The sequence below is a fragment of the Peribacillus sp. NPDC097895 genome (assembly GCF_050277555.1).
GTDB lineage: Bacteria > Bacillota > Bacilli > Bacillales > DSM-1321 > Peribacillus.
Map to the genome: position 1 here is coordinate 621,641 of NZ_JBNNSH010000002.1, position 20,183 is coordinate 641,823.

Here is a 20,183-nt window from a genome sequence, read left to right on the forward strand (position 1 = left end):
ACATTATTACAATAAATGTATTATCTCTTTACACATTTGACAAGGAAATAATGGAATAATCCACCTGGAAGGAAAGATATGAAAATGGCATCATAACCATTTGGTCAGGCAAAAAAATTATTCTAAAATTACAGAATCGATTGACAATGGATAAATTAACAAATAATATAGATTATATTAAAAAACTTGAAATATTCCAAAATAATAATAATTTACTTATCAAGAGTGACGGAGGGATCAGGCCCTGTGATGTCCGGCAACCGCCCCGATCGGGAACGGTGCCACTTCCTGCAGAATGATTGCATTCTGAAAGATAAGACGAGATATAATTTCGCTGCCTCTTTCAGAATAATGGAGACAGTTTTTTTATGTTTAAGGGGGAAGGTTCATGATTGAAATCCGTTCGGTCCGAAAGGAATACATCTCGAAAAAAAACCGAGTTATCGGAGTGGATAACGTATCTTTGACCATTCAAAAAGGGGAAGTGTACGGAATTGTCGGCTACAGCGGAGCCGGAAAAAGCTCATTACTCCGCTGCTTGAATTTGCTTGAACGTCCGACAGGAGGAAATATCATCATTGACGGGATTGACTTAACCACTTTATCAAGCAAAGAGCTTCGTAAACAACGTCAAAAAATCGGAATGATATTTCAACACTTTTCTTTGGTCAGTTCCAAAACCGTTTTTGAAAATGTTGCTTTCGCGTTGAAGGCTGCACGCCAATCGAAGGCTGCCATCAGGTTACGTGTATTGGAACTTTTGGAGATCGTTGGGCTCAGTGATAAAAAAGATGCCTACCCGGCCCAGCTTAGCGGTGGCCAGAAGCAACGGGTAGGCATCGCACGCGCTCTAGCCAATGACCCTACTGTACTATTATGTGATGAAGCGACTTCAGCCCTGGATCCTACAACGACTAAAGCGATTTTACAGTTATTAAAAAAGATAAGTCGGGAGCTAGGGATCACCATCGTGCTGATTACACATGAAATGGAAGTGGTCAAAGAACTATGCCACCGAGTAGCCGTCATGCAGGATGGCCGCGTAATAGAAGAGGGTTCCGTATATGAGATCTTTTCACAGCCTAAAGAGGAGTTAACGAAGCAATTCATTAGCAGTGTCCTGGATTTCGAACTTCCCTCACATTTGGTTGAAGAGAGTAAAGGAACGATCATCAAAATTCAATTCGAAGGGCAAACCGCCGGTGAATCGATTCTTTCGGATACTCTCCAATCCCATTCAGTAAAGGGTAATATCTTGCACGGTAAGATTGAGTATATTCAGGATATCCCATTTGGGATCTTGATCATTGAATTAATTGGTGAAGCCGAACAAATTCATTCGGCATTGGAATATATAAAGAGTCGTTCCAGCTCTGTGGAGGTGTTAAAACATGTCACTGCTTGAATCCATCGTCAATATTTTACCGGATCTTAATAAAGCCTTTATTGAAACGATTTATATGGTCGGCATTTCCCTTGCGATAGCCCTTCTTATCGGTTTGCCACTTGGCGTGTTACTGTTTACGACGACCAGGAATTTATTTTTTGAAAATATCGTCGTGAATCGATCTCTCGGCTTTGCAGTCAATATAGTCCGTTCAATCCCTTTCATCATTCTCTTGGTGGCTCTTCTTCCTTTAACGGATCTGCTAACTGGATCAACGATTGGGCCAAAAGCGGCATCTGTTTCCCTATCCGTATCCGCGATACCTTTTTTTGCAAGGATCGTTGAATCGGCATTGCGTGAAATAGACAAAGGAGTGATTGAAGCTGCCATTGCCGTGGGTGCCACTCCATGGATGATCATTAAGGATGTACTTCTTCCAGAGGCAAGACCGGGAATCATTCAAGGGCTTACATTAACGACCATTTCACTTATCGGTTACTCAGCAATGGCAGGGACAATCGGCGGAGGGGGAATCGGGGATCTGGCCATCCGGTACGGATATTACCGTTATGACAACACAGTCATGATCACGACAATCGTCGTGTTGATCTGCCTTGTACAAATCATTCAAATGGTCGGTGACAAAGCTTCATACTTAGTGAACAAACGATAGAATCACTCATTTTTTCAATGATTCAATACATTTCAGGAGGAATTTCATTTGAAGAAAATAGCTTCATTATTATCAGTCTGTGCACTCGCTCTTGGCTTGGCAGCTTGCGGAAGCGATGATGCATCACCAAAAACAGAAGACAAAAAAGAATTGAAGATTGGGGCGACTACCGGGCCCTACGCCGACATGGTTAAAGAAGCCATCAAACCAGGTTTGGAAGATCTCGGGTACAAAATAGAAATCGTTGAATTCACCGACTATATCCAGCCGAATAAGTCACTTGGCAACAACTCGATCGATGCCAACCTATTCCAGCATAAAGTGTATATGGATAACTTCGCTAAAGAAAATGATTTAGAGCTTTCTGACCTTATCATAGTTCCTACAGCACCAATGGGGATATACTCAAACAAATATAAAACACTGAAAGAAATTAAAGACGGTGCATCCCTGGCAGTGCCTAATGATCCAGTAAACCTCGCACGTGCACTAAAAGTACTGGTGGATGAAAAGCTAATTGAAGTCGATCCAAATGTCGATCCTTTAAAAATATCTGAAAAAGATGTAACGAAAAATCCAAAAAACATCCAATTCAAGCCATTGGAATCCGCTCAATTGCCACGGGCAACAGACAGTGTTGACCTATCTGCGGTACCAGGCAACTTCGCTCTTGCAGCGAAAATGGAACTCCAGGATGCCCTTGTTTTAGAAAATATGCCGGATATGTATCGAAACGTTGTCGCAGTGAATACAAAGGATGTTGACGCTCAATTTGCCAAGGATATAAAATCCGTAGTAGAATCCGACGAATTTGAAAAAGTGATTGATAGCAAATTTACCGGTTTCGGAAAACCAGCTTGGATGAAGTGATCAATAAACCACAATATTCGAGGCCTGTTTCCCTTTTCTGGGAACAGGCCTAAACATTAAGGAGAATAAATATGAATACCCTACTGGAAGTCCGCAGCGGCCCCGCCTATTATGCCTGCAGGGCAAATATTCTTGACACCCTGGAAGCAAAACTGAGTAAAGGGAACATAAGCAAAGTACTCATTATTCATGGAGAAAAATCATGGAAAGCTGCTCAACCCTTTTTTCCTTCATTAATAAATATTGAAACCGCCTTCTTCACATACAGTGGGGAATGCAGTGACTCAGAAATTGAACGCGTCAGGAAGGCTGCTCTTCAATTAGGTGTGGATGCAATAATCGGCATCGGCGGCGGTAAGCTGCTCGACCTCGCCAAATCGGCCGGAAACTCGATTCATAAGGATATCATCCTCATTCCAACTCTGGCTTCCACCTGCGCTGCATGGACACCTCTAAGTGTCATATATGATAATGATGGTTCATATGTTCGTTATGACATTCATGAAAGAAGCGCCTGGATGTTACTTATCGAGCCAGGAATACTATTGGATTCCCCCATTGCCTATTTACGGGCTGGAATCGGTGATACATTGGCGAAATGGTATGAAGGCAATGCACTCGTGGAAAAACTAGCCACCAAGTCTGTCTGTATTGAATTGGCGCACATAGCCGCAAGGCAATGCCAGGAAGTTTTATTGACATATGGCGAGGAAGCCCTCGAAGATTTAAAAAAGGGTAAATGGACAGATGCACTAAAGCATGTGATTGAAACGAATATCGTCACAAGCGGTCTAGTTGGTGGCTTCGGTGACCAGTTCCTGCGTATTGCCGGTGCCCACTCCATTCATAATGGCATGACTTCCATCACGCAAACACATCATTTGCTTCACGGGGAAAAAGTGGCATATGGCATTTTAGTCCAGCTAATGTTAGAAGGGAAATTCTCAGAAATCCAACATTTACTGCCATTATACAAGTCACTTAAACTGCCGATGACATTATCTGATATAGGTCTGAAGATTGAAGACAGAGCGGAACTTCAACAAATTGCAGCCATCTCTGTCCAAGAAGGGGAAGGCATTCATCTTCTATTCCCTGATATTAGCCAGGAAAAAGTGACAGCCGCCATGGAAAACCTTGAAATCCTTACAAACCATGCAAGCAAATCCATGAACTAAAAAAACGATGGGGAATCTCCTTATCAAGACCTAAATCGTAAAAAGTCATAAAAAATAAAGGGTGATACATATTAGTCATGTATAATATGTATCACCCTTTTACTTCTTGTTCAACAATCGCGCCAGATTGTTGAATATCCTAATTTTAAATATTTAAGATTATTTTCTGTTCCGATTAACTTTAGTTTAGAGATTTTTTATAGAACAAAAGCACATTATACACAAGGATATTCTCTATTAATTATCCTTTCTAGCCCATTTTCTAAAAATATCAGGATTCGAAAACAAAAGTGCTAAAAGAATGATTAATATGCCAATCTTATGCTGCAAAAATAATGGATCTTTTAAAATAATATAGCCTAAAATTACACCAATAACCGGGCTAATATAGTTGCTAAAAGAGGCAAATAATGCTCCCTCTTCTTGAATTAAGAGAGTATACAGCATATAGACAATTCCTGCATGGAATATACCTAAAAAGATAATATACATTATTTGTTAATTATTGATATCGCTTTGTAATGGCTTTTCAAAAAGGAATACCATTGGCAATAGGACAATACTAGCAATCCAAAAAATTTTTTTTGTATTGGTTGTGTAGTTTTTCTTTGATTGGAACAGACTTATCACTGATAAGCAAATTGCACCGATCAGTGCTTTCAAAGCAGACAACGAAATGGAACCTACATCATTCGTTACTCATTCCACGAAGAAATATTGAGATCCCCAAATGAAGCTTATGATTAGCAAGAGACTAAATTTTTTTATTTGATTTGCCCCTTGCACTAAAATAGTTTGTACCAACAACACCGATGATAATGATAATTGATCCTGCTATGTGGTATAAATGAAATTCCTCTTTTAAAAAAATGACCCCTGCTAAAATGGTAATGAGCGTAGCAAAATTACTGAAAACACTCATTTTCGATGCGTCTATTTTTGATAAAGCATAGTTGGAAAGATAGGACGTTCCTAAAGACGATAGGATACCTAAATATAAAATGGCAAGAACAAAATTCCCGTGTCCAAAAGGTTGCATAAATTGATCGACTGTTCCATTCATTACATGATTTGTCAGTGCCAGTCCATTAAAAGCTATAAACCCAAACAAGGTCATGATATATGTGACTGTGAATAACGAATAGCGTTGTGTTAACCTTCTGGCAAATACGTTGTATAGTGAGGCGGTAAGTGCTGAAAGTAAAATTAAACCAGCCCCGAAGAGACTTGTATTTGTGTCCCCTGCCCCGTTCATGTACATAATATACATCACACCGAGTACAGATAAGCCAATCGCTATTTTTTGACTACGTGTAGATGTTTCCTTTAAAATGATACTTGCAAAAATCAATGTAAAAATTGGTATTGTTGCTTGAATAATACCGGCTTCCGATGAAGATGTATGCACTAACCCAAATACTTGAAAAGCAAAAAAGAGTGTCGGATATAAGATGGCTAACAAGGCAATCCGCAGTACATCTTTTTTTGTTACTTTGATCGATTCTTTTTTTAACACGAACAACACTGTGGCAGCGATCCATGCAATGGTAAACCGATGAGCCAATGTATCTAACGGTGTTGCAACCGTTAATGTCACTTTAACAAACATAAATGACAATCCGATAATGATTGCATAGATGGTTACTGCGATATATGCATTTCTATTTTCAATCATTTCGATTCCCCCCTTAAATTGATCCGGCCGGTACCCTTATCTTAAGAGAAAATAATAACCTTTACGATATAAAAAATACACATCTGTACCGATACAGATGTGCAAGGAGGTTTATGATGCTTAAATATGAATCAATCTATCAATCTCTCCTGTTGCAAATTCAGTCTGGTAAATTTTCGACCGGTGCAAAATTACCATCCATTCGAAATTTAACACAACAATATTCTTGTAGTAAAAGCACGGTATTGACCACTTTAAAAAAATTGGAGGAGCAACATATTATTTATTCCCTACCGAAAAGTGGTTATTATGTTGTGGATAATCACGTCTTCAAAACCCCATTGCCCACTGACATAATTGACTTTGCAAGCGCATCTCCTACTTGGCATGCATTTCCTTATAAAGAATTTCAACACTGCATAAATAAAGCAATTGATACCTATCAAGAAGAACTATTTCGTTACGGAACGCCAAAAGGTTGGCCGCCACTCATAGCAGAAGCTAAAAAACTGTTAGAATCTTACCAAGTATTCACGCATAACGAACAGATTTTCATCACTACAGGTGTTCAACAGGCTCTTTCTTTAGTAAGTATGATGCCCTTTCCAAATAATCGTTCCACCATTCTAGTTGAGCAACCTAGCTATCATTTATATATGGATCTGCTAAAAACCTTACAGCTGCCAGCAATAGGGATTCAACGTACCGAGAAAGGTATTGATTTAGGTCGACTAGAACAAATATTTCATGAAGAAGATATTAAATTTTTTTATACAATGCCACGCTTCCATAATCCTTTAGGATCTACATACGGTAAAAAAGAAAAAGAGGCTATTTTAAAATTAGCAGACCAATATAATGTATACATTTTAGAAGATGATTATTTAGCAGATTTTGAATACAATCCGAAGAACGACCCTCTTTTTGCTGATGATTACCACGATAAAGTCATCTATTTAAAAAGTTTTTCAAAAATTATGTTTCCTGGGTTAAGAGTTGGATTTGCAGTTCTTCCTCCTTCAATTATTGACATTTTTCAAAAATACAAAATGACAACGGATATCGACAGCTCTATGATTTCACAAGCCGCATTATATCTCTATTTGAAAAATGGTATGTTTGAACATAATAAAACAAAAGTCAGTAACATCTATCATACACGTGCGAAAATTCTGCATCAATCCATACAGGATCATTTATCTACGTACGAATCATCAGCAGAAATTGTAATGCATAGTCATATTGTGCTGCCCAAGCGTGTGAATATGAAATCATTTGTTTATCATTTGCATGAAGAAGGCATATATCTGGATTCAGTTGAAAGAAATTATTTAGATGACTTTTACCACGAACGGATTTTGAAGTTGAATGTTTCAAATGTTGACGCCCATCGAATTGAAGAAGGAATTAGGAAAATTGCAAGTGCATTAAAAAATCCTCAAAACTACTTTTAATAAATTCTTTCAGCAAGGCAAAAACTATCCTTGTTCGAAAGCATAAAGGGTGAGGGATATTAAACATGACTAATATCCCTCACCCTTTTACTCTTGTCTAATACATTCATCTTTATATTTTGTCTCACGGCTCCTATAGAATTCCTTCTTCGAAATCAGATTTACTTTATCATCGTCTGATAGATTTTCACATTAAAAAAATCCACTTACATTCGTATATTATTCTAAATTCTTATTCCATTAAATGGCTAGATTGTTGAATAAAAAGACAAACAGGAGGGGCTTATATTAAACATAGTATCCACTATTCATTATAGAGCAGTTAATTTTTACCCCATCGCTTTTTTAATACCTTCTGGAGGTTAAGGGGTTGAATCATAACTTCTTTAGAATAAAAGAAGGTTTTAACCAACTGTCTGTTTCCACAATCGAAGGAGATCACTTTCATGTTGTCTATGAATGCCAGTTTTTCTTTCAGCAGATCCTGAACGATTCTTTTCCCAATCCCAAATATCTTCGAGGGTTTCTGAAAGAGGACGGAAGGATAGTCCATTATTGATCGCCTTTTTGTTATCGACAGCCAAAAATCCATTCAAGGGTTCCTTAGCTCCTGGTAAAGGGAATTCCTCTGGTATCCATAAAGGCATTTCTCCCCACGGCTCTACTTTATTTTCCAATAAAAACTTTTCAGATACCCATGTAAAGGTAGCACCACTTCTTGTTACCTTTTTGCATTCTTCAAGTAACTGTCCCATAGTTAGAGTGTAATTGGGTCCAACGGCGTTAAATGCACCTGTTATACTTTTTTCTATCATTTGTATGATCCATTGAGCTAAATCCCTTACATCGATAATTTGGATTGGACGACCTGGGCGTCCCGGGGATAAAATTTCTCCCCCTTCCGCTATTCTTTTAAGCCAATATGGCAATCGGTCGGTGTAATCATATGGACCTACTATTTGGCCAGCACGAATTGACAAGACTTTCCCCGGTAGCTCTTTTTCAGCTGCTTTTTCGCTCAATGATTTTAGTGGACCATAATATTCACCATATATTGGTCCAGCTGTACCGTGGGTGATTTCTTCTACTTTTTTTTCACTTAGTGTATGAACCTCTCCATTTTCATCAATACCTGGTTTGCTTGGATCCTTATAAGCTGAGATACTTGAAATATATGTATAATGTTTAACATGATTGAGTAATCTGCAAGATCTCGATACAGTTCTAGGGATGAAACCAGATGTGTCAATGACTGCATCCCATTGTTTTCCCTTTAACATTTCGAGATCCCCATCGCGGTCCCCTCTTACCTGTTCTATTTCGCGAAAAACATCAGGATTGCTTCCACGATTAAAAAGTGTGACCTCATGCCCTTTCTCCAGGGCTGCCTTAACTAAATATCGGCCTAAAAACCGTGTACCTCCCAATATTAAAATGTTCATACGATCTCCTCCTCTTTAACGATAGTCCTTAAAGCATACGCAATGACATCCCCTAAAATTTATAATATTTGTAAATATTTAAAATCTCTTATTTAACCATGGATTTTATTTGACGGAATGAAAACTAGTTTTCTTATGATTTGGCTTTTCGCTATAATGAGATAAATAGGGAGAAAGAAGGTGAAGAAAATGCTTGAAAATCTAAAACAAAAATTCCCGAACGCTCTTTCCAATAAATTGGATACTGATGACATTTCTGAATATGTTTGGTTCGAAGACTCAATAGGAATGATACTTGGCATTCCCCGTTCAGAAATCACGGCCGAAGAAATCCGTTTACTGGAATTACTATTCGCTCCTTCCTTTAGCCAAAATGACCTCACCACGTTTCCAAACGCATCATGGAACTCTTTTTTATCCGAACCTAATGCACCCTTGCCTTTAACTAACTGGGAGAATGTTCGATTCATTCATTTTAAACTGACACATGATGATTTTTCCAACACTGATTTTGAAGACGCCTTCCTCGCTTTCGTTCCATCTGACGCAGCCTTCGTCTGGGAAAATGAAACCGCAGGAATTTTAATAGAAACGGACAAGGATGGATCCTTATCCAAAAATGAACTAATCGCCATTACATCGACGCTTGAAAGTGATTTTTATGTAAAGACCCGGATGTTCACCGGGCGCTTTCACCCTGTCAATCAAGAACTTCGTCATCACAGGAATCAGGAAAAAAAATGTTTTGATTTGGCCCAAGTGCATTTGCCGGATTTAAAGGTGGCTGATTTGGCAGACATCATCCCACACTCACTATTAAAGGAGCAATCCTTTACGAATACCAAGTGGTATATCAATGAAATTCTCGGCAAGACCCAGCAGGATATTGAACTTATCAAAACGATTAAAACGTATATCGAGTGTAATTCCAATGCCACCTATGCCGCCAAACAGCTTTATATACACAGGAACAGCTTACAATACCGAATAGATAAATTCACTGAAAGAACGGGACTCGATATTAGAAACTTTCGTCACGCCTTGACTGCTTATTTGATTCTTTTACTGAATGATTAACATTCATTGCATATAGGGATTATTAACCTTTTTTGTGCAATGTGCCTATACTTTTTTCTAATCTGATAGCTTAGACTATAGTTAATTGTACAAGTAATCAGTAGTTTAAAAGGGGGATTTTTCATGGCAGAGTTAGTATTAGATCATATATTCAAGATTTATGATAAAAAGGTGACGGCTGTTAAAGATTTTAACCTTCGTGTTGCAGATAAGGAATTCATTGTTTTTGTGGGACCTTCCGGGTGTGGGAAATCTACTACTTTACGGATGATTGCCGGGCTGGAAGACATATCACAAGGGGATTTATATATAGACGGCAAGCGAGTCAATGATGTCCCACCTAAAGATCGTGATATTGCGATGGTTTTCCAGAACTACGCTTTATATCCACATATGTCCGTCTTTGACAATATGGCTTTTGGATTAAAGCTCAGGAAAACGCCGAAAGCGGAAATCAAGCAAAGGGTCAATGAAGCGGCAAAAATCCTCGGACTGGAAGAGTTTCTAAATAGGAAACCTAAAGCCCTTTCAGGTGGACAGCGGCAGCGTGTGGCACTTGGCCGTGCAATTGTACGTGACGCAAAAGTTTTTTTAATGGATGAGCCATTATCCAATCTCGACGCAAAGCTACGGGTTCAAATGCGGGCGGAAATCGCTAAACTACATAAACGACTGGACACCACAACGATATATGTCACACATGACCAAACAGAGGCAATGACCATGGCGACACGCCTTGTCGTTATGAAGGATGGTATCATCCAACAGGTCGGTGCGCCAAAAGACGTTTACGAGAAACCGATAAACGTTTTCGTCGGTGGCTTTATAGGATCACCTGCGATGAACTTCTTTACCGGAACATTAAAAGATGGCATCTTTAAAATTGGTGAGCAATCGCTCGAAATACCTGAATTTAAGATGAAGATGCTGCGTGATCAAGGATATGTCGGAAAAGAAATCATCCTCGGCATCCGACCGGAGGATTTCCATAATGAAGGAGCTTACTTCACGGAGTCCCCTAACACTACATTCACGACCCAAATTGATGTAGCTGAACTCATGGGTGCGGAAATTATGCTTTACTCCACATTCGAGGGGCAGGACTTCGTTGCCCGGGTGGATGCGAAAAATATTATTCATGCAGGCGAAAACATCGAGCTTGCCCTCGACATGAATAAAGCCCACTTTTTTGATAAAGGGACCGAACATCGCATTCTAGTTGAAGAAGATGAACAGATTGCTGAAGGCATGAAGTTGCCTGCTAATTAAATACAAAAGGCCCGTTCATGAACGGGTCTTTTTGTGTTTATTTCTGACAACTATTCCTGCACCAATATCACTTCATCATGTCCGCATTCTGAGCATTTCATGATATGCGGGCATTGGCCTTTCTGAAGGGATTGAGGGTACCCGTCATTTAGCTTGAGAGTGTCTATGTCCATATAGGCGCTGTATTCATCAGCGTAATCCATGAATTTCCCTTTATCATCAAGATCACTGCCGCATTCCGGGCAATTCACGTGAATTTTTCTTAGACCGTTACAAAGCGGGCATAAAGACATTGTTTTTCCTCCTGTTTCAGATAACGTATGATCTTAGGTTTTTTCATTCCATGATTCAAATATTGAAACACCCTCCCTAAAAACAGTGGGAGGGCATTCCTAGTCATTATTTATTAACCATGTTAGCTGGGTCGACCCACGCTTTGAATTCATCTTCCGTCAGGAATTCCAATTTCAACGCTGCTTCTTTTAACGTAGAATTGTCCTTGAATGCAGTTTTGGCGATTTTGGCTGCTTTTTCATAACCAATATGAGGGTTCAATGCCGTAACCAACATAAGGGAACGTTCTACATTTTCTTTGATTTTATCTTCATTTGCAGTGATGCCAACCGCACAATTATTGTTGAAAGAGTGAATGCCTTCCGTCAATAATTTAACCGTTTGCAGGAAGTTATAGATGATGACAGGTTTAAAAACGTTCAATTCGAAGTTACCTTGGCTTGCTGCAAAGCCAATTGTCGCATCGTTACCCACGATTTGTGTCGCAATCATCGTAAGCGCTTCACTTTGTGTTGGATTGACTTTACCCGGCATGATGGAGCTGCCTGGCTCGTTTTCTGGAATGGCAATTTCACCGATTCCGCTTCTAGGACCACTTGCCAACCATCTGACGTCGTTCGCAATTTTCATTAAATCTGCTGCCAGTGCTTTCAATGCACCATGTGCATAAACGATTTCGTTATGGCTTGTCAATGCATGGAATTTATTATCCGAAGTGACAAAAGGATGTCCTGTATCTGCTGCGATTTGTTTAGCAGAAAGTCCCGGGAATTCTTTTTTAGTATTGATTCCAGTTCCTACAGCCGTTCCTCCAAGTGCAAGGTTCAATAATTTTTGGCTGCTTTCCTCAATCATCGCCAAGTCTTTTTCTAGCATCGCCTTCCAACCGGAAATTTCTTGTCCTAAAGTTAGTGGAGTTGCATCTTGAAGATGTGTCCGGCCAATTTTCACGACATCCCAGAATTCTTTTTCTTTTGAATCGAATGTATCACGAAGTGCTTTAATGGCAGGAACCAATTTTTCAGCGACTTCCATGAAGGCAGCAATGTGCATGGCGGTCGGGAATGTATCATTGGAGCTTTGCGCCTTGTTAACATCATCATTCGGGTGAAGGGTTTCAGATTCACCATTTTCTTTTAACCATTCATTCCCTTTGTTAGCGACCACTTCGTTCACATTCATATTACTTTGTGTGCCGCTTCCCGTTTGCCAGACCACAAGCGGGAAATGTTCATCAAGCGTACCTTCAAGAATTTCGCCGCAAATCTTAATGATGGCATTTTTTTTCACTTCCGAAAGATCACCAAGGTCATAGTTCACCTTTGCCGCAGCTTGTTTAACATATGCAAATGCACGTACTAATTCAATTGGCATTTTTTCATTACCGATTTTGAAATTATTGCGGCTTCTCTCAGTTTGTGCTCCCCAATATTTATCAGCAGGAACTTTCACTTCACCCATCGTATCTCGTTCGATTCTGTATTCCATGTGTTCTCCTCCTAAGTTTGCACTATTCATCGAAGACCTTATGTATATGAAATGAATAATGTCGTATTATTCTTTCTCTCTATACATTGTACAAATTTTATTATTTTAAAGCAAAAAAACCGTCCAGGCTTCCCTCCTTTTTCTGAAAAACTCATTTAACATTGCGATTATCCCTGCTCCCATGCAGATTTTTGATATTTTTTTAAAATACGTAAAGTGTCGACTCCGCTTGGCCCCAATCGACCTAAACCTGAACCTCGAAGCAACTTCCTTCCAAAATGTTCTTGACAGTAATTTATATATATAGTAAATTCAAAAGAAATTGAATAATCTAAACTCTTATCGAGAGAGGTAGAGGGAATGGCCCGATGACACCTCAGCAACCTTCATTTGTTTCAAACCAATGAAAAGGTGCTAATTCCACAAGTTTGTGAACTTGGAAGATAAGAAGAATGACTCATCCCCATTTAATCAAAGTCTTCTTCTTAAAGAAGACTTTTTTTTATTTTATATAACTCAAAGGAGCAGTGAAAACTATGTACAAAACCGAAACATATCTTGCTCAATTAGGAAATCGCAGTGAAACGGCGACGGGAACAGTAAATCCGCCGGTATACTTTTCAACAGCTTTCCGACACGAAGGAATTGGCCAATCGACAGGATTCGATTACACAAGGACAGGTAATCCCACACGACAGCTATTGGAACGATCCATTGCCGATTTGGAAAAAGGCGACCAAGGATATGCCTGCAGTTCAGGAATGGCCGCCATTTCCACGATACTGGCGCTATTTAAATCAGGCGATGCATGGATTGTCAGCGAAGATCTTTATGGCGGTACATATCGACTGTTAGAACAAGGTTTTAAAAAATGGGGGTTGCAGTGTGACTATGTAAACACTTGTTGTTTGGAGGATATCGAGAAAGCCATCACTCCTCACACGAAAGCCATCTTCATCGAAACTCCCACTAACCCCCTTATGCAGCAAACGGACATTAGCGCCGTTGCCGCACTGGCAAAACGGTTTAATTTATTGTTAATCGTTGATAACACTTTTTATACGCCTCTTATTCAGCAACCCATCCTGCTTGGCGCGGATATTGTAATTCACAGTGCCACCAAGTATCTCGGTGGTCATAATGATGTACTTGCCGGACTGATCGTGGCTAGCGGCACGGATTTATGTGAGGCTCTTGCCTTCCATCATAATGGTACCGGCGCGGTCTTGAGCCCCTTTGATTCTTGGCTGCTGATGCGCGGAATGAAAACCCTGGCATTGCGGATGGAACGTCATGAAAAGAATGCCAAGATACTTGTAGATTACTTATCTGAACATGATTGTGTAACGGACGTATTGTATCCCGGAAGAGGTGGCATGATTTCATTCCGTATCATTGATGAATCAGCGGTCAACCCATTTTTACAATCGCTCTCATTAATTTCGTTTGCAGAAAGCCTTGGAGGGGTTGAAAGCTTCATCACCTATCCCGCTACACAAACACATGCCGATATACCCCTTGAAGTAAGAACGGCAAATGGGGTCTGTAATCGCCTGCTCCGCTTCTCCGTTGGCATCGAGGATAGCGATGATTTGATTGGGGACTTACAGCAAGCATTCGCACATGTAAAAAGGGAGGCACTACGATGACAGATCATGATTTTAGTTTTGAAACCAAATTACTTCATAATCAACATAAATTCGATCCTACAACAGGCGGTGTGAGCGTCCCCATTCAGCACGCATCCACTTTCCATCAATCCGATATCGATTCTTACGGCAAATATGATTACAGCAGAAGCGGGAATCCAACTCGCGAGGCACTTGAAGATATCATAGCCGAACTTGAGGAGGGCACTCACGGCTTTGCCTTTTCATCGGGTATGGCAGCCATCTCAACGGCCTTTCTTTTGTTGTCTTCCGGTGACCATATCGTCATTTCCGAAGATGTGTATGGCGGAACGTTCAGGATGGTCACAAGCGTACTGACGCGTTTCAATATTGAGCATACCTTTGTAGACATGACGGATCTGGAAAGCGTCAAGGCGGCCGTTCAGCCAAATACGAGAGCCATATACATTGAAACGCCTTCAAATCCTTTACTTAAAGTGACCGATATTCAAGCCGTATGTGATATCGCAAAAAAAGCAGGTGCCTTAAGTTTTGTTGATAATACATTCTTGACACCAGCGCTACAAAAACCGTTGAACTTGGGTGCTGATGTTGTCCTTCATAGTGCGACGAAGTTTTTATCCGGACATAGTGATGTAATAGCTGGACTTGCCGTAGTGAAGGATCCGGAATTGGCAGAAAGACTCGGTTCCCTCCAAAACTCCTTTGGAGCTGTACTTGGTGTTCAGGATGCCTGGCTAGTTATGAGGGGTCTGAAAACATTGTCCGTCAGAATGGAACACTCCCAAAGAGGAGCTGAAAAGATTGCCGCCTATTTAAAGGAGCAGCCATTAGTGAAAAAAGTTTATTATCCTGGTCTTGCCGATCATCCGCAGTATGCCATCCAGGAGGGACAGTCCCTTGGTGCAGGAGCGGTCTTATCATTTGAATTGGAAAGCGAGGAAATTTTCCGCTCATTCGTGAACACTGTTGAACTCCCTGTTTTTGCTGTGAGTCTTGGAGCGGTCGAATCGATATTATCCTACCCGGCTAAAATGTCACATGCTGCCATGCCTGCTGATGAAAGGGAAAAGCGAGGCATCACCAACAGCCTGCTTCGTCTCTCAGTCGGACTTGAAAATCCGGACGATTTAATCAAGGACTTTGATGCCGCCCTTGTACGTATTGCAAAAGGGGAAGCTATTGCAGCAAAATGATGAAAAGATGGGTGCCTCATATATAATGGGCACCCTTTTTTTTGCACGAATTTCACTTCTTTCTCAACCCAGCTCCAAAAAAGACCAACGATTTCTCGATGGCCTCAGTTTGTAGATAAAAATGTTCCATCCAAAACAAAGTTGATTGGAACGGGTGTGCGAGACACCTGCGGGAATACGCGTCCAAGGCAGACCCCGCAGGCGCAGGGCACCGAGGGCGGAAAGCGAGTGCCTGGAGCGGAAACCAACGGTCAAATTATACAAACCTAAAAAAAACTGTAGACAAACTCCATTATTTTCGAGTTTGTCTACAGTCTAGGCCACCTTCCTCTCGATGGCCTCCCTATCATTTCTTCATATTATATTTATCAAGGAAGCGATCCACGCGTCCGCCTTTTTCTGCGAATTTCTGTTTGCCTGTATAAAAAGGGTGCGTATCTGAACTGATCTCCACTTTTAATAATGGGTACGTTTGACCGTCTTCCCACTCGATCGTTTCATTGGACGTTTTCGTGGATCCCGTCAAAAATTTGTAACCACTGTTGGTATCCATAAATACTACTTGTTGATAATCAGGATGAATTTCTTGTTTCACTATTATCACCTCATTGTTAGGATAGATATACGTTAACCGTAATGATAACTATTATCAAGAATTATGCTTAAGGATGCCAAGGCGGCACCCTCAATATAGTGTAATCTTGTCTATCCATCCTTATTCAATTGTATTTCACCCAGCCATCCCTTTATGGGGACCAGCCTGCAGTTCATACATTTGATAGTACTTCCCTTTCACTTCCATTAATTCTTCATGTGTACCCTGCTCCGCAATTCGCCCTTTATCCAATACCAGAATTTGGTCGGCATTTTTAATCGTGGAAAGTCTATGGGCAATGATGAAGGTCGTTCTCCCTTTTTTCAGCACCTCCATTCCCTCCTGAATAATTGCCTCTGTTTCCGTATCGATGCTTGCTGTCGCTTCATCCAAAATCAATATCGCCGGATTGAATGCAAGAGCACGTGCAAAAGAGATTAGCTGGCGCTGTCCAGAAGACAGGGTTCCTCCTTTTTCTATAACGGGTTCATCCAGCCCTAAAGGAAGGTGCTTCAGCACTTTGTCCCCTCCTACATCCTTTAATGCCTTTTCAACCATTTCCCTTGTGATTCCTTTATGGTTCAAGGAGATATTGGATGCGATGGTGCCAGTAAATAAATAGGGATCTTGAAGGACAATTCCCATATGCTCCCTAAGCGTTTGATGGGGTATAACCAAAATATCCCTTCCATCAATTTTGATTTGCCCTTCACTGCTGTCATAAAAACGGAACAATAAATTCATTATAGAACTTTTTCCCGAACCAGTATGGCCAACCAAGGCGACCGTTTCCCCTTGTTTTGCTGAGAAGGAAATGTCTTTTAACACATATTCATTATCCTTATAGCCAAAAGAAACATGGTCAAATTGCACATTTCCTTTGTATCTGGATATGTTTTCATCACTGACTGCCAATCCCTGCTCATCCAATAAACTGAATGCCCGCTCCCCAGCAACAAGCGCCTGTTCCAGGTTGGCGAACTGATTGACGATTCCGTGAAGCGGGTGAAGCAGGCGGCTGATCAAATCAACAATTGCATACATCATCCCTAAAGAAATCGCTGAACTAGCTGTAAGTGAAATTCCACCGAAATACCAGACGAATACTATCAGCGCCAAAACCTTAATGACGCCAATCAAGTTCCCACCCGTCAACGAATTTAAATGGAGCATTTTATTTTGATAGGAATAATGCTCCCGGTTCAAATTTTCAAAAGATTGCTTCGTCTCCTTTTCACGCCCAAAAGCCTGAATGATGCTCATTCCTGAAATGGATTCATTGATCATCCCATTAATATCACTGACCCGCTCCCGAATGATGTGATTATATTTCGAGGCGAATTTACGGTATACCGTCGTCCAGATAACGATGATCGGAATAAGTAAAAGGCCCATGGTACCGGCGCGTGCATCCAGAATATATAAAGCGATGAGAACTCCGAAGATATTAATCGTGCTCGAAAAGAAGTTGGCGAGCACGGTTACATATAATTCCCTGATCGCCTCGGTATCATTTGTGACCCTTGCTACAACTTTCCCCGCTGGCATATTATCGAAGTAACGAATCGGCAACCGGGAAATATGTGTAAAAATATCATTTCGCATTCTCTGAATGATTCGGTTAGCCGCTTTCTGTAGATAAAAGCTTTGCCCATATTGAAAAATGGATGAGATGATGACAAGGCCAAAGTAAAAAGCCACAAGCTTCAAGATTCGCGGGATTTCCGGTTGGTAAAACCCCATCACTTCCTGACTCGTCAATTTCTCTACTTGCGCCCTTTGCTCTTTCCCGTCTTTCTTGATGATTAACGTTTGGTTCTCCAAGGTTCTGCGCCCATCCATGGGTATACCTTCGTTTACGAAGACAAATTGATTGCCAACCTGCAAAACGTGGACTTCCCTACCTTTCTTCTCACCTTCAGTAAAGTACTCCGCCCGTTTATACCAATTTTCATCATACTTAACAGCATCTTTTCCTTTTTCCGATTCATACCAAGAAGATTCGATGCCAAGTATATGTGAGTCGATGATTTTCTTGGCAACGAACGGTCCCGTTAAATCGGCCGCTACTGAAAGTGTCAGCATGATCAATGCGCCAATGATCAATTTTTTATAAAGGGCAGCATAATCAAACAGTTTCTTTACGACCTTCATGCCTTCATCTCCGTCCCTTCGTCAACCTGCTGTCGCTCGTATTGCTCCTTATACCAGCCTTTATGTTGCAGTAAATCCTCATGAGTTCCCTCTTCGATGATCTCTCCGCTGTCCAATACGATGATCCTATCCGCATGTTGAACGGCTGATAAGCGATGGGTTGTGATGATGGTCGTTTTCCCTGCCCGTTCATTTTGGATATTTTCAATGATTGTCGTTTCCGTTTTCGCATCTACAGCAGATAAGGAATCATCCAATATAAGGATTTCCGGATTTTTAATCAGTGCCCTCGCAATCGAGATCCTCTGCTTTTGCCCTCCAGAAAGAGCGACACCCTTCTCACCGACGAGTGTCTCAAGTCGATTGGGCAGCATCATTAAATCCTTCTCAAAATCAGCAAGCCGGATAGCTTCAGCCAGTTCATCTTCCGTTGCATCCATTTTACCGAATAAGATATTTTCCCTCACAGACTTTGAAAATAAAAAATGGTCCTGTGGAACGTAGCCGATCCAGTTGCGTATATCTTCAAGATCCAGTTGCTCCAACTGCATGCCGGCAAAGGATATTTCCCCTTTTCCTAAAGGATATTCCCGCAGTAATTGCTTCACGAATGTCGTTTTTCCACTTCCTGTTTTTCCGACTATCCCTAATGTTTGACCACGTTCAAGTCGAACGGAAATATTGGATAGATTCACTACTGAAGAGGATGGGTATGTAAAAAACACTTGATTGAATCGGATATTTTCCGGATTTGGAATATGCTCCAGCCCCATTGAGTTTTTCACATCCGCTTCATATGAAAGGGTATCTTGAACACGATCAAGCGAAGCATTTCCCCTTTGCATGACATTGATCAGTTCACCCACCGCGATCATCGGCCAGATTAACATTCCTAGGTACACATTGAACGAAACAAGTCCGCCTAGCGTTATGGTCTGTTGAAAAACCAGATAAGCCCCATAGCCCAAACCGATTAAATAACTGATGCCGATAATAATGCTGATCGTCGGATCAAAAAGGGCATCGATTCTTGCCACTGCAAGGTTTTTACGATATACATCCTCTGTCATTTCATCAAATCGCTTTTCGTCCTCCCGTTCCTGGACATAGGCCCGGATTACACGGACACCTGAAATGGATTCCAGAACCTTGTCATTTAAAGTACCAAAGGCTGCTTGTGCATCCGTAAATCGTTTATAAATTTTCTTCACGTAGATTTGCATCATCACTGCCATGATTGGAAGGGGCAGCACCGCCGCAATCGTCAACTGCCAGCTGATGGTTGCACCCATCATGACAACGACCGTAATGGTGAACAGCACCGAGTCAACGAGCGTCAATATCCCGAAGCCAGCAGTGAGTGATATTGCCTTTAAATCATTGGTGGCCCTTGCCATTAAGTCCCCTGTACGGTTTTTTTCATAAAAAGCCGGCGACATTTTCAACAAATGCCCCATAAACCCGGACCTTAGTTTTCGTTCGACCAAGTTTCCGCCGCCAAATAACAGATAACTCCATAAATACCCAAATAAGTAGCTGCCACACAGCACCATAAGCAAATAAATAACGTATTTCATGACTCCTTCCTGCGTCATGTTGCCATTGTTCATATCATCGATGGCATTCCCGACGAGCTTCGGCGGGATAACCTCCAAAATATTCACTAGACATAAAAATAAAATGGCACAGGTATAACGCTGCCATTGTTCCTTAAAGAACCAAGACAGCTTTTTAAAAATCGCAAACATGAATTCCCCTCCCTTAAGTTCCAAACTGCCCCTGCGCTAACCGCTTTCTGGA

At 40.9% G+C, this 20,183-nt stretch carries 17 protein-coding genes and 2 riboswitches; of the genes, 9 read left to right on the top strand and 8 right to left on the bottom strand.

Annotated elements, in window-relative coordinates; all coding sequences use genetic code 11:
* Nucleotides 1–213: 213 nt before the first annotated feature.
* Nucleotides 214–320, top strand: a riboswitch (SAM riboswitch).
* Between the two features lie 68 nt (nucleotides 321–388).
* The 4 genes from ACQKMH_RS14395 to ACQKMH_RS14410 all read left to right on the top strand — a co-directional run bounded on the left by ACQKMH_RS14395 (nucleotide 389) and on the right by ACQKMH_RS14410 (nucleotide 4,108).
* On the top strand, nucleotides 389–1,405 hold the full coding sequence (locus ACQKMH_RS14395) for a methionine ABC transporter ATP-binding protein (RefSeq protein WP_427588184.1): 1,017 nt from the start codon (nucleotides 389–391) through the stop codon (nucleotides 1,403–1,405).
* A complete protein-coding gene (locus ACQKMH_RS14400) occupies nucleotides 1,392–2,060 on the top strand; it encodes a methionine ABC transporter permease (RefSeq protein ID WP_427588185.1) in 669 nt (222 codons plus the stop codon). The genes ACQKMH_RS14395 and ACQKMH_RS14400 overlap by 14 nt, the downstream gene beginning before the upstream one ends.
* 48 nt (nucleotides 2,061–2,108) lie before the next feature.
* Nucleotides 2,109–2,930, top strand: coding sequence for a MetQ/NlpA family ABC transporter substrate-binding protein (locus tag ACQKMH_RS14405; RefSeq protein ID WP_427588186.1), 822 nt, complete (start codon nucleotides 2,109–2,111; stop codon nucleotides 2,928–2,930).
* Nucleotides 2,931–3,001: 71 nt separating this feature from the next.
* Nucleotides 3,002–4,108 carry an iron-containing alcohol dehydrogenase family protein gene (locus ACQKMH_RS14410; protein WP_427588187.1) on the top strand — a complete coding sequence of 369 codons (1,107 nt, stop codon included), beginning with the start codon at nucleotides 3,002–3,004 and terminating at the stop codon, nucleotides 4,106–4,108.
* Nucleotides 4,109–4,345: 237 nt separating this feature from the next.
* On the opposite strand, the gene ACQKMH_RS14415 is transcribed toward ACQKMH_RS14410, so the two are convergent.
* Nucleotides 4,346–4,600, bottom strand: coding sequence for an EamA family transporter (locus ACQKMH_RS14415; RefSeq protein WP_427588188.1), 255 nt, complete (start codon nucleotides 4,598–4,600; stop codon nucleotides 4,346–4,348).
* A 262-nt stretch (nucleotides 4,601–4,862) separates the two neighbouring features.
* Nucleotides 4,863–5,783, bottom strand: a complete 921-nt coding sequence (locus ACQKMH_RS14420; protein WP_427588189.1) for a DMT family transporter — start codon at nucleotides 5,781–5,783, stop codon at nucleotides 4,863–4,865.
* Nucleotides 5,784–5,899: 116 nt separating this feature from the next.
* On the opposite strand from ACQKMH_RS14420, the gene ACQKMH_RS14425 reads away from it, so the two are divergent.
* Nucleotides 5,900–7,237, top strand: coding sequence for a PLP-dependent aminotransferase family protein (locus ACQKMH_RS14425; protein ID WP_427588190.1), 1,338 nt, complete (start codon nucleotides 5,900–5,902; stop codon nucleotides 7,235–7,237).
* A gap of 404 nt (nucleotides 7,238–7,641) precedes the next feature.
* On the opposite strand, the gene ACQKMH_RS14430 is transcribed toward ACQKMH_RS14425, so the two are convergent.
* Nucleotides 7,642–8,679, bottom strand: coding sequence for an SDR family oxidoreductase (locus tag ACQKMH_RS14430; protein WP_427588191.1), 1,038 nt, complete (start codon nucleotides 8,677–8,679; stop codon nucleotides 7,642–7,644).
* Nucleotides 8,680–8,868: 189 nt separating this feature from the next.
* Between ACQKMH_RS14430 and ACQKMH_RS14435 the strand changes: the two genes are divergently transcribed.
* Complete coding sequence (locus tag ACQKMH_RS14435; RefSeq protein WP_427588192.1) at nucleotides 8,869–9,756, top strand: PucR family transcriptional regulator; 888 nt, start codon at nucleotides 8,869–8,871, stop codon at nucleotides 9,754–9,756.
* A gap of 123 nt (nucleotides 9,757–9,879) precedes the next feature.
* Nucleotides 9,880–11,025, top strand: coding sequence for an ABC transporter ATP-binding protein (locus tag ACQKMH_RS14440; protein WP_427588193.1), 1,146 nt, complete (start codon nucleotides 9,880–9,882; stop codon nucleotides 11,023–11,025).
* A 50-nt stretch (nucleotides 11,026–11,075) separates the two neighbouring features.
* On the opposite strand, the gene ACQKMH_RS14445 is transcribed toward ACQKMH_RS14440, so the two are convergent.
* Complete coding sequence (locus tag ACQKMH_RS14445; protein WP_427588194.1) at nucleotides 11,076–11,318, bottom strand: hypothetical protein; 243 nt, start codon at nucleotides 11,316–11,318, stop codon at nucleotides 11,076–11,078.
* A 106-nt stretch (nucleotides 11,319–11,424) separates the two neighbouring features.
* Nucleotides 11,425–12,807: a class II fumarate hydratase gene (gene fumC, locus ACQKMH_RS14450; RefSeq protein ID WP_427588195.1), complete on the bottom strand. Its 1,383-nt coding sequence runs from the start codon at nucleotides 12,805–12,807 to the stop codon at nucleotides 11,425–11,427.
* Between the two features lie 336 nt (nucleotides 12,808–13,143).
* A riboswitch (SAM riboswitch) is annotated at nucleotides 13,144–13,257 on the top strand.
* Between the two features lie 86 nt (nucleotides 13,258–13,343).
* On the opposite strand from fumC, the gene ACQKMH_RS14455 reads away from it, so the two are divergent.
* On the top strand, nucleotides 13,344–14,456 hold the full coding sequence (locus ACQKMH_RS14455) for a methionine biosynthesis PLP-dependent protein (RefSeq protein WP_427588196.1): 1,113 nt from the start codon (nucleotides 13,344–13,346) through the stop codon (nucleotides 14,454–14,456).
* Nucleotides 14,453–15,634, top strand: a complete 1,182-nt coding sequence (gene metC, locus ACQKMH_RS14460) for a cystathionine beta-lyase (RefSeq protein ID WP_427588197.1) — start codon at nucleotides 14,453–14,455, stop codon at nucleotides 15,632–15,634. The genes ACQKMH_RS14455 and metC overlap by 4 nt, the downstream gene beginning before the upstream one ends.
* A 346-nt stretch (nucleotides 15,635–15,980) precedes the next feature.
* Here metC and ACQKMH_RS14465 read toward each other — a convergent pair whose 3' ends face one another.
* From ACQKMH_RS14465 to ACQKMH_RS14475, 3 genes are all read right to left on the bottom strand, one after another.
* The gene (locus ACQKMH_RS14465) at nucleotides 15,981–16,229 is read right to left on the bottom strand and encodes a type B 50S ribosomal protein L31 (RefSeq protein ID WP_427588198.1); all 249 of its coding nucleotides are present in this window, start codon (nucleotides 16,227–16,229) and stop codon (nucleotides 15,981–15,983) included.
* Between the two features lie 135 nt (nucleotides 16,230–16,364).
* Entirely contained in the window at nucleotides 16,365–18,383 is a 2,019-nt protein-coding gene (locus tag ACQKMH_RS14470) for an ABC transporter ATP-binding protein (RefSeq protein ID WP_427588199.1), read from the bottom strand.
* Nucleotides 18,380–20,131: an ABC transporter ATP-binding protein gene (locus ACQKMH_RS14475; RefSeq protein ID WP_427588200.1), complete on the bottom strand. Its 1,752-nt coding sequence runs from the start codon at nucleotides 20,129–20,131 to the stop codon at nucleotides 18,380–18,382. The genes ACQKMH_RS14470 and ACQKMH_RS14475 overlap by 4 nt, the downstream gene beginning before the upstream one ends.
* Nucleotides 20,132–20,183 lie beyond the last annotated feature (52 nt).